The 15,045-nt window shown below is 69.2% G+C and carries 11 protein-coding genes; 9 read left to right on the forward strand and 2 right to left on the reverse strand.

Going from position 1 to position 15,045, the window contains the following annotated elements:
* Positions 1–54 precede the first annotated feature (54 nt).
* The 8 genes from BLU27_RS06210 to BLU27_RS06245 all read left to right on the forward strand — a co-directional run bounded on the left by BLU27_RS06210 (position 55) and on the right by BLU27_RS06245 (position 11,228).
* Entirely contained in the window at positions 55–1,881 is a 1,827-nt protein-coding gene (locus tag BLU27_RS06210; RefSeq protein ID WP_092651457.1) for an ABC transporter ATP-binding protein, read from the forward strand.
* The gene (locus tag BLU27_RS06215; protein WP_241827813.1) at positions 1,878–3,779 is read left to right on the forward strand and encodes an ABC transporter ATP-binding protein; all 1,902 of its coding nucleotides are present in this window, start codon (positions 1,878–1,880) and stop codon (positions 3,777–3,779) included. Before BLU27_RS06210 ends, BLU27_RS06215 begins: the two co-directional genes overlap by 4 nt.
* Positions 3,780–4,378: 599 nt before the next feature.
* On the forward strand, positions 4,379–5,752 hold the full coding sequence (locus tag BLU27_RS06220; RefSeq protein ID WP_092651460.1) for a quaternary amine ABC transporter ATP-binding protein: 1,374 nt from the start codon (positions 4,379–4,381) through the stop codon (positions 5,750–5,752).
* Positions 5,749–6,756: an ABC transporter permease gene (locus BLU27_RS06225; protein ID WP_241827814.1), complete on the forward strand. Its 1,008-nt coding sequence runs from the start codon at positions 5,749–5,751 to the stop codon at positions 6,754–6,756. The genes BLU27_RS06220 and BLU27_RS06225 overlap by 4 nt, the downstream gene beginning before the upstream one ends.
* A 96-nt stretch (positions 6,757–6,852) precedes the next feature.
* Entirely contained in the window at positions 6,853–7,794 is a 942-nt protein-coding gene (locus BLU27_RS06230; protein WP_206744638.1) for a glycine betaine ABC transporter substrate-binding protein, read from the forward strand.
* A gap of 656 nt (positions 7,795–8,450) precedes the next feature.
* On the forward strand, positions 8,451–9,140 hold the full coding sequence (locus BLU27_RS06235; protein WP_206744639.1) for a septal ring lytic transglycosylase RlpA family protein: 690 nt from the start codon (positions 8,451–8,453) through the stop codon (positions 9,138–9,140).
* 257 nt (positions 9,141–9,397) lie between these two features.
* Positions 9,398–9,940 carry an HNH endonuclease gene (locus BLU27_RS06240; RefSeq protein WP_241827815.1) on the forward strand — a complete coding sequence of 181 codons (543 nt, stop codon included), beginning with the start codon at positions 9,398–9,400 and terminating at the stop codon, positions 9,938–9,940.
* Between the two features lie 277 nt (positions 9,941–10,217).
* Entirely contained in the window at positions 10,218–11,228 is a 1,011-nt protein-coding gene (locus tag BLU27_RS06245; RefSeq protein WP_092657260.1) for a sucrase ferredoxin, read from the forward strand.
* A gap of 46 nt (positions 11,229–11,274) precedes the next feature.
* Here BLU27_RS06245 and BLU27_RS06250 read toward each other — a convergent pair whose 3' ends face one another.
* Complete coding sequence (locus BLU27_RS06250; RefSeq protein ID WP_197681703.1) at positions 11,275–12,060, reverse strand: trifolitoxin immunity protein; 786 nt, start codon at positions 12,058–12,060, stop codon at positions 11,275–11,277.
* A gap of 216 nt (positions 12,061–12,276) precedes the next feature.
* Here BLU27_RS06250 and BLU27_RS06255 point away from each other — a divergent pair, with 216 nt between their 5' ends.
* Complete coding sequence (locus BLU27_RS06255) at positions 12,277–13,479, forward strand: acetyl-CoA C-acetyltransferase (RefSeq protein ID WP_092651466.1); 1,203 nt, start codon at positions 12,277–12,279, stop codon at positions 13,477–13,479.
* An 80-nt stretch (positions 13,480–13,559) separates the two neighbouring features.
* Here BLU27_RS06255 and BLU27_RS06260 read toward each other — a convergent pair whose 3' ends face one another.
* Positions 13,560–14,972: a sulfatase family protein gene (locus BLU27_RS06260; RefSeq protein WP_241827816.1), complete on the reverse strand. Its 1,413-nt coding sequence runs from the start codon at positions 14,970–14,972 to the stop codon at positions 13,560–13,562.
* Between the last annotated feature and the right edge of the window lie 73 nt (positions 14,973–15,045).

A 15,045-nucleotide genomic window follows, 5' to 3' on the forward strand; every position in this document is an offset into this window, starting at 1 on the left:
CGACCGGCGATCCTTCTTCCGAAACGCACTCGGTGAGGAGTGGCCTGCCCGACAATGCCATCAGATACCTCGGCGGCGACCGTCGCCAACCAGTCCAACCAGCCCGGTACCAACAACTCCAAGAAACATCTCCGTAGCCTCGACTCCCTGTGGCGGCTGCGGAGCTACCTTCGACCCTACGTCGGCCGACTGGTCGTGATGTTCGCCGCGGCACTCGTCGGCGTCGGCGCCAGCCTGGCGATACCTCTGGTCACCAAGCAGATCATCGACGGGCCGATCGCGGACCGTGACTCCCGTGGCCTTGTCCTGCTGGGCCTGCTGGCGGTCGCACTCGGACTCGTCGAAGCGTTCCTCATCTTCCTCCGTCGCTGGATCCAGTCCGTGGCCGTGCTCGGCCTGGAGACCGAGATCCGCGACGACATCTACGCTCACCTGCAGCGGCTGCCGATGAGCTTCCACGGCGGCTGGCAGAGTGGCCAGCTGCTGTCCCGGATCACCACGGACCTGTCGATCATCCGGCGGTTCCTCGGCTTCGGTGTCATTTTCCTGGTCACCAACGTCGTGCAGTTGACCGTCGTCACGGTGCTGTTGCTGCAGATGTACTGGCCGCTGGGCCTGCTGGTGGCGGCGACCGCGGCGCCGGTCATCGTGATGTCGGCGCGGTTCCAGAAGCGCTACATCCGCATCTCCCGCGCGGTGCAGGACCAGCAGGGTGACCTCGCGACCATCGTCGAGGAGGGCGCGGTCGGGATCCGGGTCATCAAGGCGTTCGGCCGCCGGCACCACATGTACGACACCTTCGACGAGCAGGCACGCCAGGTCTACGACACGTCCATGGACAAGGTGCGGCTGTCGTCGAGGTTCTGGACGTTCCTCGGGTTCGTCCCCAACCTCACCCTCACCCTCGTCCTGCTGTTCGGCGCGCTGGCCGTCGGTAAGGGAGCGTTGACACTCGGCGCCCTGGTGGCGTTCAGCACGCTGGTGCTGCAGCTGGTGTGGCCGATCGCCTCGCTGGGGCAGATCCTCGCGATGGCCCAGGAGGCGATGACCGCGTCCGACCGGGTGATGGAGGTGCTCGACACCGAGCCGGCCATCGTCGACGGTTCGGACGAGGCGCCGCGGGCGGCCGGTCACCTGCGGTTCGAGGGGGTCGGCTTCCACTTCCCCGACGACGACACTCCGGTGCTGCACGACGTGTGGCTGGACGTCCAGCCGGGCGAGACGGTGGCGGTCGTGGGCGCGACCGGTTCCGGCAAGACCACGTTGACGGCGCTGGTGCCCCGGCTGCACGACGTCACCGCGGGCCGGGTGACCATCGACGGGCGCGACGTCCGCGACCTCACCCTCCCGGCCCTGCGCTCCATCGTGGCCACCGCGTTCGAGGAGCCGACGCTGTTCTCCATGAGCGTGCGGGAGAACCTCACGCTCGGTCGCACCGACGCGACCGAGGAGGAGGTCCACCAGGCGCTCGAGGTCGCGCAGGCGAAGTTCGTCCACGACCTGCCGTGGGGCCTGGACACCCGGATCGGCGAGCAGGGCCTGTCGCTGTCCGGCGGTCAGCGGCAGCGCCTGGCACTGGCCCGGGCGGTCCTCACCAGGCCGAAGATCCTGGTGCTCGACGACACGCTGTCCGCACTGGACGTGGAGACCGAGGCGCTGGTGGAGAAGGCGCTGCGGTACGTGCTCGCCGAGGCCACCGGCATCGTGGTCGCCCACCGGGCGTCGACGGTGCTGCTGGCGGACAAGGTGGCCCTGCTGCAGGGCGGCACGGTGACCCACGTCGGCACCCATCAGGAGCTGCTCGCCGAGGTGCCCGCCTACCGCGAGCTGCTCGGCCAGGACGCCGACACCGACCTCGAGGCGAAGGAGGTGTACTCGTGACGACCCAGACCCAGACCACGACGAAGACCTCCGACGGCGAGGCCGACGAGAACGCCCTGAAGACCGCCGGCACCCAGCCGGCGGAAGACAAGGGCTGGCGGGGTGTCGCGGCCGAAGGGCAGGACGACATCGGCGACAAGGCGTCGGTGTTCCTCCGGGAGCGTTCCCGGAAGCTGCTCGGCGACCTGCTCCGTCCCTACCGCAAGCTGATCGCCCTGCTGGTCGTGGCGGTGGTCGTCGAGAACGCCGCCCGGCTGGCCATCCCGTACCTCGTGAAGGTCGGTATCGACCGTGGCATCCCGCCGCTGGTCCACAACGAGGGCGCCACCACCCTGGTCACCGTCGTGGTGGCCCTGGTCGTGGCGGCGGTCACCCAGGCCGTCACCCGGCAGCTGTTCCTGCAGCTGTCCGGAAAGATCGGCCAGGAGGTGCTGCTCCACCTGCGGCGACGGATCTTCAACCACTTCCAGAAGCTGTCGCTGTCGTTCCACGAGAAGTACACCTCCGGTCGGGTGATCTCCCGTCTGACCTCCGACATCGAGGCGATCTACGAGCTGCTGCAGTCCGGCTTCGACAGCATGGTGAGCGCGGTGCTCACCCTCGTCGGTACGGCCGTGCTGCTGCTGATCCTGGACGTCAAACTCGGTCTGGTGGCGCTGGTCCCGATCCCGATCCTGCTGTTCTTCACGCAGTGGTTCCGGAAGAAGTCCAGCATCGCCTACCGCAAGACGCGGGAGACGGTGGCGGTCGTCATCGTGCACTTCGTGGAGTCGATGGGCGGCATCCGCGCGGTGCAGGCGTTCCGTCGCGAGCCGCGCAACCAGGAGATCTTCGAGGAGGTCAACGCCAGCTACCGTGACGCCAACATGCAGGGCATGCGGCTGATCGCGGTCTTCATGCCGGGCGTGAAGGCGATCGGCAACGTCACGGTGGCGGCAGTGCTGTTGTACGGCGGCTGGCTCGCGTTCCACGACGCGGTGACCGTCGGTGTGCTCGCGGCGTTCCTGCTCTACCTGCGGCAGTTCTACGAGCCGATGCAGGAGATCAGCCAGTTCTACAACACGTTCCAGTCGGCCAGTGCCGCCCTGGAGAAGCTGTCCGGTGTGCTGGAGGAGAAGCCGGAGGTCGCCGAGCCCGCCGAGCCGGTGAAGCTCGACAACGCCCGCGGCGAGGTGCACTTCGACCACGTGGAGTTCGGATACGTCGAGGGCCGGCCGGTGCTGCCCGAGCTGGACCTGCGGATGCCCGCGGGTCAGACGGTGGCGTTGGTGGGTGCGACCGGCGCCGGCAAGACGACGTTGGCGAAGCTGCTGGCCCGCTTCTACGACCCGGTGAAGGGGAGCGTGCGCCTGGACGGGGTCGACCTGCGCGACCTGGACGAGGCCACCCTCCGCAAGGCCGTGGTCATGGTGACGCAGGAGAACTTCCTGTTCACCGGGACGGTCGCCGACAACATCCGGTTCGGTCGGCCGGACGCCACGATGAAGGAGGTCGTGGCGGCGGCACGGGCCATCGGTGCGGACGAGTTCATCGAGGCGCTGCCGGACGCGTACGACACCCAGGTGGGCAAGCGCGGCGGCCGGCTGTCGGCCGGGCAGCGGCAGCTGATCGCGTTCGCCCGGGCGTTCCTTGCCGACCCGGCGGTGCTGATCCTCGACGAGGCGACGTCCAGCCTGGACGTGCCGAGCGAGCGACTGGTGCAGCGGGCCCTGCGGACCATCCTCGCCGACCGGACCGCGTTGATCATCGCCCACCGGCTGTCCACGGTGGAGATCGCCGACCGGGTGCTGGTGATGGAGCAGGGCCGGGTGGTCGAGGACGGGTCGCCCAGCCAGCTGATCGAGCAGACCGGGCGGTTCGCCGACCTGCACAACGCGTGGTTGGAGAGCCTGGCCTGAGCGCGGCGCCGGCCCCCGCTCGGGGTCGGCCACGTCAGACGAGAAGGAGCCGTCTCCCTGCGGGGAGGCGGCTCCTTCTCGTTGTCCGGTCACCTGCCGTCTGGGCCCCGGCCCTGGTGATCCACCGCAAACCCGACGTTGACGGTCCGAACCCTGACCAACCGGGTACCTCGAGCCGGCGACACTGTCTCCTGCTCCGGTCCGGATCCCGTCACCCTGGGTGCCCGCGTGTGACCTGTTCGGCCGCTCGTTGTGGCACAGGCGTTCCTCCCATGCACGCGACGTGACATCGGTGGGAGATTGACAACATTCCGGTCACCGGATTGGCGATCCGACGGCCGGTCCCGGTAGCGTCAAGGGCCGAACTACCCGTCAGGGGTGGACCGGCCCGCACGGGTGTCTCCGACAGACGCCGCAGGGCGAAGTTGCGCCCGTGCTGTCGATCGTCGTGATCGATTCCGGGGGTGCCGGTCGGCTGTGACCGCGTGAGCGCACGCGACCGCGTGTGCCAACCCGCGGTTGACAGACCCCGAGTGCCTCGCCGTGGCCGGCTCTACAGCCGTGTGCCACGAGGGTGCGATCGAAAAGATTGGGAGCTCGTGCACGCAGTACGTGCCGAAAAGATCTACAAGGTCTTCGGGCGTCGTGCAGACGATGCCGTACCTCTGCTGGAGCAGGGCAAGGAAGCCAAGGACGTGCGCCGGATGGGCGTCACGCCGGCCGTGATCGACGCGTCCTTCGCCGTCGACGAAGGCGAGATCTTCGTCGTCATGGGGTTGTCCGGTTCGGGAAAGTCCACGTTGATCCGGATGCTCAACGGACTCCTCACTCCTACCTCCGGCAAGGTCTATCTCGGTGACACCGAGCTGAGCGGGCTTTCCCCCAAGCGGTTGCGTGCGGTCCGGCAGGAGAAGATCAGCATGGTCTTCCAGCACTTCGCACTGCTGCCGCACCGGACCGTCCTGGAGAACGCCGCCTACGGGCTGGAGGTTCGCAAGCTCGGCAAGGCCGAGCGCAACGACCGGGCCCGCGAGGCGCTTTCCATGGTGGGACTGGAGGGCTGGGAAGACCACCTGCCGACCCAGCTTTCCGGCGGGATGCGGCAGCGGGTCGGCCTGGCGCGTGCGCTCGCCGCCGGCACGGACATCGTGTTGATGGACGAGGCGTTCAGCGCGCTCGACCCGCTGATCCGGCGGGAGATGCAGGAACAGCTGCTGGAACTCCAAGCCCGCTTGGGCAAAACCATCATCTTCATCACCCACGACCTGAACGAGGCGATGCGTCTCGGCGACCGGATCGCGATGATGCGGGATGGCCGGATCGTGCAGATCGGTACGTCGGAAGAGATTCTCCAGGACCCGGCGAACGACTACGTCGCGCAGTTCGTGCAGGACGTCGACCGCTCGCGGGTCCTCACCGCCAGCGCGGTCATGGAACCGCCGGTGGCGTTGGTGCGGGCCAAGTCCGGCCCGCGGCAGGCGCTGCGGGTGATGCGGGAGAACCAGGTCGGTGCGGCGTTCGTCGTCGACCGGGACCGCCGCCTGGTCGGCGCGGTGCGAGACAACGTGGTGGCGGAGGCGACCCGTACCGGCAGGGAGTCCCTGGACGGACTGACCAACGCCGACGACGTGGTGTCGGTCGGGCCGGACGTGATGCTCGCCGACCTGCTGACTCCCTCGGCGGAGGCACCCGTGCCGCTCGCGGTGGTCGACGAGGACCGCCGGCTGCTGGGTGTGATCCCGAGGGTGACCCTGCTCGCCGCACTGGGCAGCGGCACGCACGCCCCCGATCTCAACGGTGGGCAACCCCATTCCGCCGGCGCGCAAGCCGAACCTGACGGGCAGCAAGTCGAACCTGACGGGCAGCAAGCCGAGGTTGACGGGCAGCAAGTCGGACCTGACGGCACGCAACCCGAGGTTGACGTCAAGCTCGCCGGCAGCACCGGCACGGACACCGAGGAGGCCAGGCCGTGAGTCTGCTCGCCACGTTCTCGATTCCTCGCCTGCACGTCGGTGATCTGTTCGCCGGCGCCGTCGACTGGCTGGTGAACAACCTCAGCGCGGTGTTCGACGCGATTGGCAGCGCCGTCGGGTTCGTCGTCGACGGGCTTGCCGGGTTCTTCAACGCACCCGTGATCGTCGGCCTGGCCGTGGTCTTCGGCCTGCTCGCCCTTTCCCTGAAGGGCTGGAAGTGGGGAGCGGGCGCCTTCGTGGTGGCCATGGCACTCGGGTACGCCGCGGCGTTCGGCGGGATTCCGCCGGCGATCGTGCTGGCCGTCGCGTTCGGCATACTCGGGCTGGCCCTGCGGGGCTGGAAGTTCGGCCTGTTCGCCGTTCTCGCGTTCCTCCTCATCGACAGCATGGGGTTGTGGAAGCCGACCATGGACACGCTGGCGCTGGTCCTGGTGGCAAGTGTGGTCGCGGTGGCCTTCGCCGTCCCGATCGGTATCGCCGCGGGGCAGAGCGACACAGTGAGCCGGATCGTCAAGCCGGTGCTGGACTTCATGCAGACCATGCCCGGGTTCGTCTACCTCATCCCGGCGATCTTCCTGTTCGGCGTGGGCGTGGTGCCCGGCGTCGTCGCCACCGTCATCTTCGCGATGGCACCCGGCGTACGTCTGACCGAGCTGGGGATCCGCCAGGTCGACCGGGAGGTCGTCGAGGCCGGTGAGTCGTTCGGTGCGCCTCCGGGGCGGATCCTCGGCCGGATCCAGCTCCCGCTCGCCCTGCCGACGATCATGGCCGGCATCAACCAGGTCATCATGCTGGCCCTGTCCATGGTCGTGATCGCCGGGCTGGTAGGCGCCGGCGGTCTCGGTGGCAAGGTCTACACCTCCATCTCCACCATCGATCTGGCCGGCGGCTTCGAGGCCGGCCTGGCAGTGGTGGTGCTCGCGGTCTACCTCGACCGGCTGACGGCCTCTTTGACGAGTCGTTCGGCAGTGGTCCGTGCGCAGTCGGCCGCCGGAAACCGATGAGGTCCGGCAGCGCTGACCGACCCCCGACCAGACGGGGCAGTCGCGTGTCGTCCGGCGCGTGACATGAACTACCTGACGACGAAAGGACTGTGAACCGTGCGAACTGGAGGATTGTGGCGCCGCCTGGCGGTGGCACTGGCGGCGCTGGTCGCGACCACGCTGGTGGCCGCGGGCTGCGGCAGCATCGGCGGTGCGAACGACGCTGCCGGCGGTGGCAAGAAGGAGAAGACCTCGCAGGATGGTGGCTCCGGCAAGGGCAAGACGATCAGGATCGGCTGGATTCCCTGGGACGAGGACGTCGTCACCACCCACCTGTGGAAGCAGGAGCTGGAGAAGAAGGGCTACAAGGTCGAGATGGTCCAGCTGGACCCGGGACCGCTCTTCGCAGGCCTGGCCAAGGGTGACGTCGACGTGTTCCTGGACACCTGGCTGCCGACCACCCACAAGACGTACTGGGACCGCTACGGCAAGCAGCTCGAGGACGTCGGCGTGTGGTACGACAACGCCACGCTCGGCATCACCGTCCCCAACTATGTCAAGGACGTCAAGACGATCGGGGACCTGAAGGCCAAGTCCGGTGAGTTCGGCGGAAAGATCACCGGTATCGAGGCGGGTGCCGGGCTGACCAGCACGACCGAGAAGAAGGTCATGCCGGCGTACGGTCTGGACAACTTCCAGCTGGCCAAGTCCTCGACGCCGGCGATGCTGGCCGAGCTGCAGAAGGCCATCAAGGCCAAGAAGCCGATCGTGGTGACCCTGTGGCGTCCGCACTGGGCCTACGCCAAGCTGCCGATCCACGACCTCCAGGACCCCAAGGGCACCCTGGGCAAGGGCGAGCAGCTGCACGTGGTCGGGCGTAAGGACTTCGGCAAGGACTTCCCCGAGGTCAAGAAGTGGATGGCCGGCTTCAAGATGAACGACCAGCAGCTCGGAACCCTGGAAGACGTCGCCCTCAACAAGAACAAGGGCAACGAGGCCAAGGGCGTGGCCGACTGGTCGAAGGAGAATGCCGACTTCGTGAACGGCCTGACGAAGTAGGCCTACCGCCTCGGCGCAGGCGTACCGGCCTTCCGGTAGGAGTACGCGGCGCCCGGCCCACCGACATGGTGGGCCGGGCGCCGCTCTGCTGTCCACGCCCGTTGCCCGGGGTCGCGAGGTCGCGAAGCCGCCGGCACTTCGAGGGCTGTTTGGACATTTCTGTACATATAAAGTTAGAATTGCCCCGATAAGCGCACCGGAAAATGCTGATAATCTTTCGCCGGCCCGCAGGGCGTGCGCATATTCTTTCCGTTCTATCCGGTCTGCGCCATCACGGGGTTACTGGCCGCATTTGATGTGGTGAAGGTCACTGTTTCACGGTGCGCACCAACTTGGAATGATCTCGTCGCTCATGCGAATCTAGGCGGCGTCGTGGCGGACCCTGCACGGTTTCGCCAGTTACATTCCGGTGCTGCGCCGAGCAGTCGTGTCCAAACGCGCCGACTGCCCGCGGTTGTCCGTACATAAGTATCGAGACCTAACCACATAAAAGCGACACAACATCAGGTTTCGTGACGCCGGCGGCCCGTGAACTCGGGTCGCGCGCGGTCGGGGGAGATCATTCCGCAGCGGTGCAGAACGATTTGTCCCGATCGAAAGGTTTGCTCTTGTCTGGGCTGCAGAAATTCTCGCAGAGTGCCCGTCGAAAGATCGTCGTGGGAGTAGTGGCCGCGGCTCTCGTGGTGGCCGGAGTCGCCGCGGGTGGCCTGGTGCTGGCCAACCGGTCCGAGCCGACGCCGGCGACCGCGTCCGTCGACAAGCCGATCAAGGCCACCAAGTCCCAGGCCCCCAAGGCCGCCGCCCGTGGCGCTGACCGGAAGCCGGTGCCGACCGCGACTCCGAAGGCCACCCCGAAGGCCACCGCGACGAAGACCGCCAAGCCGAAGCCGAAGCCGACCAAGAAGGCCGTCAAGAAGGCTGAGAAGAAGGTCGTCAGGAAGGTCGAGAAGAAGGTCGTCAAGAAGACCGCCAAGCCGACGCCCAAGGCGACCAAGAAGGCGGAGAAGACCGTCAAGAAGGCTGCCGCGCCGGTGTGGAAGGTCCTGGAGACCAAGAGCGGCCCGGGCACCTTCTTCGGTGACGCCTCGGAGTACCAGCCCCTCGCCTGCGGCGGCAACAGCCGGAACATCACCAAGGGCGTGGCCCTGTGGAAGATTCCCTGCGGCACCATGGTGCGCATCACCAGCAAGCAGACCGGCAAGAGCGTGATCGCTCCGGTCGCGGACCGCGGCCCGGCCGGCTGGACCGGCGCGGTGATCGACCTGCTGCCCGACACGTGGGACGCACTGGGCGTCTCCCGTGACCAGGGGCGCCAGGAGGTCACCTACGAGGTCCTCAGCAAGTAGGCCGCAGCTCCGGCGTCCGTGTCGCGGGCCCTGGGCAGCCGAACAACAGGTGGGCGCGCAGGTCGCCTCGCCGGGCACGTTTCGACGGACCCTTCCCGTGCAGGGCAGGGTCCGTCGGCGTTTGCGGGTGCGCCGCTCAAGGCTCCGAGGGCGCGGGGTGCGGCTCGGTCCCGGCATTGAGAAGCGGGCCAACTTCATCCGTGCACAAGTTTTCGCGGCCGAGCTGGGGTGGGATACGAACGCGCGCAAAGGTGCAGTTGAACATTCCGCTGACCACGTTGATGGGGTTGTCGACCCAGCCGGGTGAGCTCGGCGGGTTCGGACCTGTCATCACCGAGGTGGCCGTCAGGATCGTGGCGAATCACCTCGACAACCCCGAGGCGAGATTCGGTGTCGGGGTCACCCACCCGGTCACCGGGCGGTTGTTGCATCTGCATCCGATACCGGCTCGGTTCCTGCGCGGGCTGCAGGCCGAACTCGTCCACGCCCGCGACCAACGCTGCGTATGGACCACCAGCCGCAGGCCCGCCGCCACCTGCCACCTCGACCACAACACCGAACACGCCCACGGCGGATCGACGTCAGTAGAGAACATCGCACCCCTGTGCCCACGCCACCACAAAACCAAAACCGACCGCGACTGGAAGCTGGAGCAGACCGGACCTGGCGAACACAGGCTCACCGACCCGTACGGCCGGCAGTACCGCAGCGGAGCGCCATCCCTCACCGACCCTTTCCCACCCGAACCGGCACCCGCCGCCGCCGCAAGGACGACCGAGGATGACCTGCCGCCGTTCTGAGGCTGATTCGCCCCGGCTCGCCCGCCGCGGCTTGCCTGGACGGGCACACCCGGACCGGGTCCGCCCCGGAGCCCGGGTCATCCGGACTGGCTGGCCGATAGTGGCGCCCCGGACCCGAGCCGCCGAGCCGGGCTGACAGAGTGGACGGAGTGCTTGGCGGCGGTGGGACATGATCCGCGGGATGCGACGGAGGAATCCGGTGACACGTGACGGTGGCGAGGCCGAAGCGAGGACGAACGCGAATCCCGACGAGCCGGCCGTCGGCCAAGGTCATCAGATGGGGCGTTCTCCTGACGCGTGCTCCATCCTGTCCGCGACGTACGACGAACCCATTGCCGGGTCGGCTGCAACCGCGACGACCTGGTTGTGCATCGAGCAGCCCGGACCATGGGGCGCGGACGCGCTGGTGGAGAGCCACCTCGACGTCGAACTCGGCGGTGAGCTCGCCGCCCGGGCCAAGGGCACCGGCGTACGCATCCAGTTGATCCGCCGGCCCGGACGGCACGCCGACGCGCATCCCCCGGCGACGTTGCCGGGCGGCCGCCGGGTGTTCGTGGCGCACACCCGTCCGGGGGCGACCTGGCTGCGGGCGGCGGTCGTGGACGATCCCCACTCGCTGCTCGACCTCGACCTCGCGGCGCTGGCCGCGGGGGAGGAGCCGCGCGAGTGGGGGGAGCGGGTGGCGGGGCCGGTCCTGCTGGTGTGCAGCAACGGCCGGCGTGACCTGTGCTGCGCGCTCGTCGGACGCCCGCTGGCCGGCGAGCTCGCCCGGCGCCACGCCGCCGACGTGACCGACCCCGCGGGCGGCGCACACACCGGTGGCACTGTCTGGGAGACCACGCATACGGGCGGCCACCGGTTCGCGCCGACCGCCGTCCTGTTGCCCACCGGCTACCTGTACGGCCGGCTGGACGTCGACTTCGCCGAGCACGTCCTCGCCGAGGCCAGGGCCGGGCGGATGGTGACCGAACGCTGCCGGGGCCGGTCCACCTGGTCAGCGCCGGGCCAGGTGGCCGAACTCGCGGTCCGCGAGCGGACGGGAGAGGCCGACCCGGACGCCGTACGAGCGGAGCCGGAGGTGCCCGAGGCCCCGGGGGCGACGGGAACCGACAACGCGAGGTGGCAGGTTCGAGTGGTCGCAGGCGACCGGGCCTGGACGGTCACCGGCCGGGAGGAGACCCTCCGGCCGGACCGCAAGACCAGTTGCGCCAAGGCGCCGTTGACACCTACCGCCCACGTGGCCAGCGAGGTCGGCGAGACCGAGCCTGCCGGCGTACGCGCCGGCTGAGTCGGCCGGGCCGCGTCGGCCGGGCCGCGTCGTACGGACCGCGAAGTCAGGCGTCGCGGGCGTGCGCGCCGGTGTTCAGTACCCGGGCAGGGGCGATCGCCGCGGCGAACTCGTCCGCGTGCTCGGCCACCCACGCGTACGACGCGCGGACGTCCTCGACCGCCGCATCCGTACCCTCGTCACCCTCGTCACCGGCTCCGGCGGCCTCGGACGCGGCCAGCCCGCGCCAGCAGCGGTCCTGCCACCACAGAATCGTCTCCACCAGCTCGGCGCGGTCCCGCGGGAGCAGGCCGTACGCGTCGGCGATCAGGGCAACCAGTCTCGCCGGGCCGGCGGCGCTCGCCCGGCGCGGACCGAGGTCGAGGAACTGCCAGCACACCAGCGCGACGTCGTGCACGCGGCGACCGGGGCCGGCGTGGTCCCAGCCGACGAACGCGTACGGCCGCAGCCCGGCCTCCTCCTCGCGGTAGACCGTGGTGCGTGGTGCCAGGTCGTTGTGGCAGGCGACCTCCTGGTCACCGGCCAGGTGGGTGCCCGCGGTCAGGTCGTGGAACTGCCGGACCAGCTTCGCCACCCTGACCAGGCTCTCCTCCGACCAGACCGGCGGCGGCTGGGCAGCCTCCCAGGCGACGTGCCCGTCGAGCCGGCCGAGAACCTCCTGGCCGTCACGGCCACGGAGGTACCGAGGCGCGCCGGGCCAGCCGTAGCGGCCGAGGTGACGGAGAAGATCGTGGACGTACGAGGGGTCGGGCGCCGGTGCCGTCGACGGGTCGGGGTCCTCGACCCGGGCGGCCTCGGCGCGGTGGCGACCAGCTGAGCTCTCGGCGACCATTCCGACAGGGTGCCCCGCCCGCGCCTTGACGCGCTACCCGGCACGTCTCCCAGGCCGCCTCGTCCCGTTCGCGCAAGGCCACGGACACTGTCCGGAAATGCCCGGAAGCCGCGAGAATCGCCCGAATCCCGCACGTAGGACGTAACCGGCACAAAGCTCGGCCGGGAAACGGGCAGTTGCGGCGCCGGCGCTCCGGTGAGGGGGCAAGCTGGGGACATGACCGATGCGTTCGTCTTCGATGCCGTCCGCACGCCCCGCGGCAGGGGGAAGCGGGGTTCGCTGCACAGCGTGAAACCGGTGACACTGGCCACGACCGTGCTCACCGCGCTGGCCAACCGTGCGGACCTGGACACCGCGCGGGTGGACGACGTGGTGTTCGGGATCGTGACGCCGGTGGGCGAGCAGGGCGCGGACCTCGCCCGGACCGCGGTGCTGGTGGCCGGTTGGGACGTCGGCGTGCCCGGCACCCAGCTCAACCGGTTCTGCGCGTCCGGACTGGAGGCGGTCAACCTCGCCGCGCAGAAGGTCGCGTCGGGCTACGACGACCTGGTGGTCGCCGGCGGTGTGGAATCGATGTCACGCGTGCCGATGGGTTCCGACGGCGGCGCGTGGTTCATCGACCCGGAGACCAACCTCAAGACGGGGTTCGTGCCGCAGGGCATCAGCGCCGACCTGCTGGCCACGCTGGAGGGCCTGGACCGCGCGGACGTCGACCGGTTCGCGGCGACGTCGCAGCAGCGGGCGACGCTGGCCCGCGACAAGGGCTACTTCGAACGCTCGCTGGTCCCCGTCGTCGACGTCAACGACGAGGTGCTGCTGGACCAGGACGAGGCGATCCGGCCGGAGACGACGCCCGCGGGACTGGCCGCGCTGCCCGCGAGCTTCGCGAAGATGGGGGCGCTGGGGTTCGACGCGGTGGCGATGGACCGCTACCCCAGTGTGGAACGCATCCGGCACGTGCACACCGCGGGCAACTCCTCCCAGATCGTCGACGGTGCCGCCGCCGTACTGATCGGCAGTGAACGCGCCGGTCGTGACCTCGGCCTGACTCCCCGTGCCCGGATCGTCAGTGCCGCCGCGGTCGGCACCGACCCCACGCTGATGCTCGTCGGGCCCGGTCCGGCGGCCCGCCGCGCTCTTGACAAGGCCGGGTTGACGCCGAGCGACATCGACCTGTACGAGGTGAACGAGGCGTTCGCCGCGGTGGTGCTGCGGTTCATGCGGGAGCTGGATCTCTCACCGGAGATCGTGAACGTCAACGGCGGCGCGATCGCGCTCGGCCACCCGCTCGGCGCGACCGGGGCGATGCTGGTCGGCACCCTGCTGGACGAGCTGGAACGCCGTGACCTGCGCCGCGGCCTGGTGACGCTCTGCGTGGGCGGTGGCATGGGCGTGGCCACGGTGATCGAACGCGTCTGAGCGGCGGCCCGGCTCAGCACACCGCGCAGGTCTCTCGAGAGCGCCGGGCAGTGACCGTGTGAGGTTGTGAGGGGCGCTCGCTACGCCGAGTCCTCACAGGGTTCGTCGGCGTACTGCGCCTGCAGGCGGGCGAGCTCGGCCCGCAGCTCCTCGCGTACGCCGGCATAGGCAGGATCCGCCCACACGTTGGTGAGCTCGGCCGGGTCGCGTTCGAGGTCGAACAGCTCCCACTCCGGCTCCATCGTCCGGTCCGACGCGCCCGGAATCCCGAACCCGCGGGCGTAGTAGTAGATCAGCTTGTACCGCTCGGTGCGCACGCCGTAGTGCGCCTCGACGTGGTGCGGGTTGTCGTCGTGTTCCCAGTAGCGGTAGTAGATCGAGTCCCGCCAGCCGTCAGGACGTTCGCCGCGCAGCAGCGGCCGCAGGCTCTCACCCTGCATGCGCGGGTGCGCCTCGATGCCCGCGTAGTCGAGGAACGTCTGCGCGAAGTCGATGTTCAGCGCCATCGCGTCGGTGGCCGACCCGGCCGGCACCTCCGGCGGGTAGCGCACCAGCAGCGGCATCCGCAGCGACTCGTCGTACATGAAGCGCTTGTCGTACCACCCGTGGTCGCCGAGGAAGAAGCCCTGGTCGGAGGAGTACGCCACGATCGTGTCGTCGCGCAGCCCCTCGTCGTCGAGCACGTCCAGCAGCCGGCCGGTGTTCTCGTCGACCGACACCACACAGCGCAGGTAGTCCTTGAGATAACGCTGGTACGCCCACCGTGTCCGCTCCGGCTCGGACAAGTCGGGTGGGAACGGCGCCTTGAGGTCGCGCTCGTTCAGGTCGCGGCCGATCCGCATCCGGGCCTCGCGGGCCGCGCGCCCGTGCCCGGCATGGTCGTCGAACAACGTGGCCGGCTCGGGCAGGTCTTCGTCGGCGAACAGCTTGGCGTGCGCGGTGTCCGGATCCCAGCTGCGGTGCGGCGCCTTGTGGTGGAGCAGCAGGCAGAACGGCCGGTCCGGGTCCCGCTGCCGGATCCGCTCGATGGCGAGATCGGTGAGGATCGTGGTGGTGTAGCCGGAGACGGTGCGCCGGCCGTGCTCGGAGATCAACTCCGGATCCCAGTACGGCCCCTGCCCGTCCAGCACTTCCCAGTAGTCGAAGCCCTGCGGGTCGTGCTCACCGCCGTGGCCGAGGTGCCACTTCCCGGCCAGCCACGTCTGGTAGCCCGCGTCGCGCAGCATCGACACGAACGTCGGCTGCGCGGCGTCGAAGTGCGTCGACAACGTGCGGACGCCGTTGACGTGGCTGTAGGTGCCGGTGAGGATCGACGCCCGGCTCGGCGCGCACAGGGCGTTGGTGCAGTACGTCGCGTCGAACCGCATACCCTCGTGCGCCAGCCGGTCGAGGTTGGGCGTCTGCAGCAGGGTGTCGTCGTACGCGGAGATCGCGTGCGCGGCGTGGTCGTCGGTGAGGACCATGACGATGTTGGGGCGCTGGCCGGTCGGCACGCGGTTCCTCCACTCGCGATCTGTCGGGCAGGCATCGCGGGTCGCCGCTGACCACGCGGGTCCGACCCTACTC

The sequence above is a fragment of the Actinopolymorpha singaporensis genome, assembly GCF_900104745.1.
Lineage (GTDB): Bacteria > Actinomycetota > Actinomycetes > Propionibacteriales > Actinopolymorphaceae > Actinopolymorpha > Actinopolymorpha singaporensis.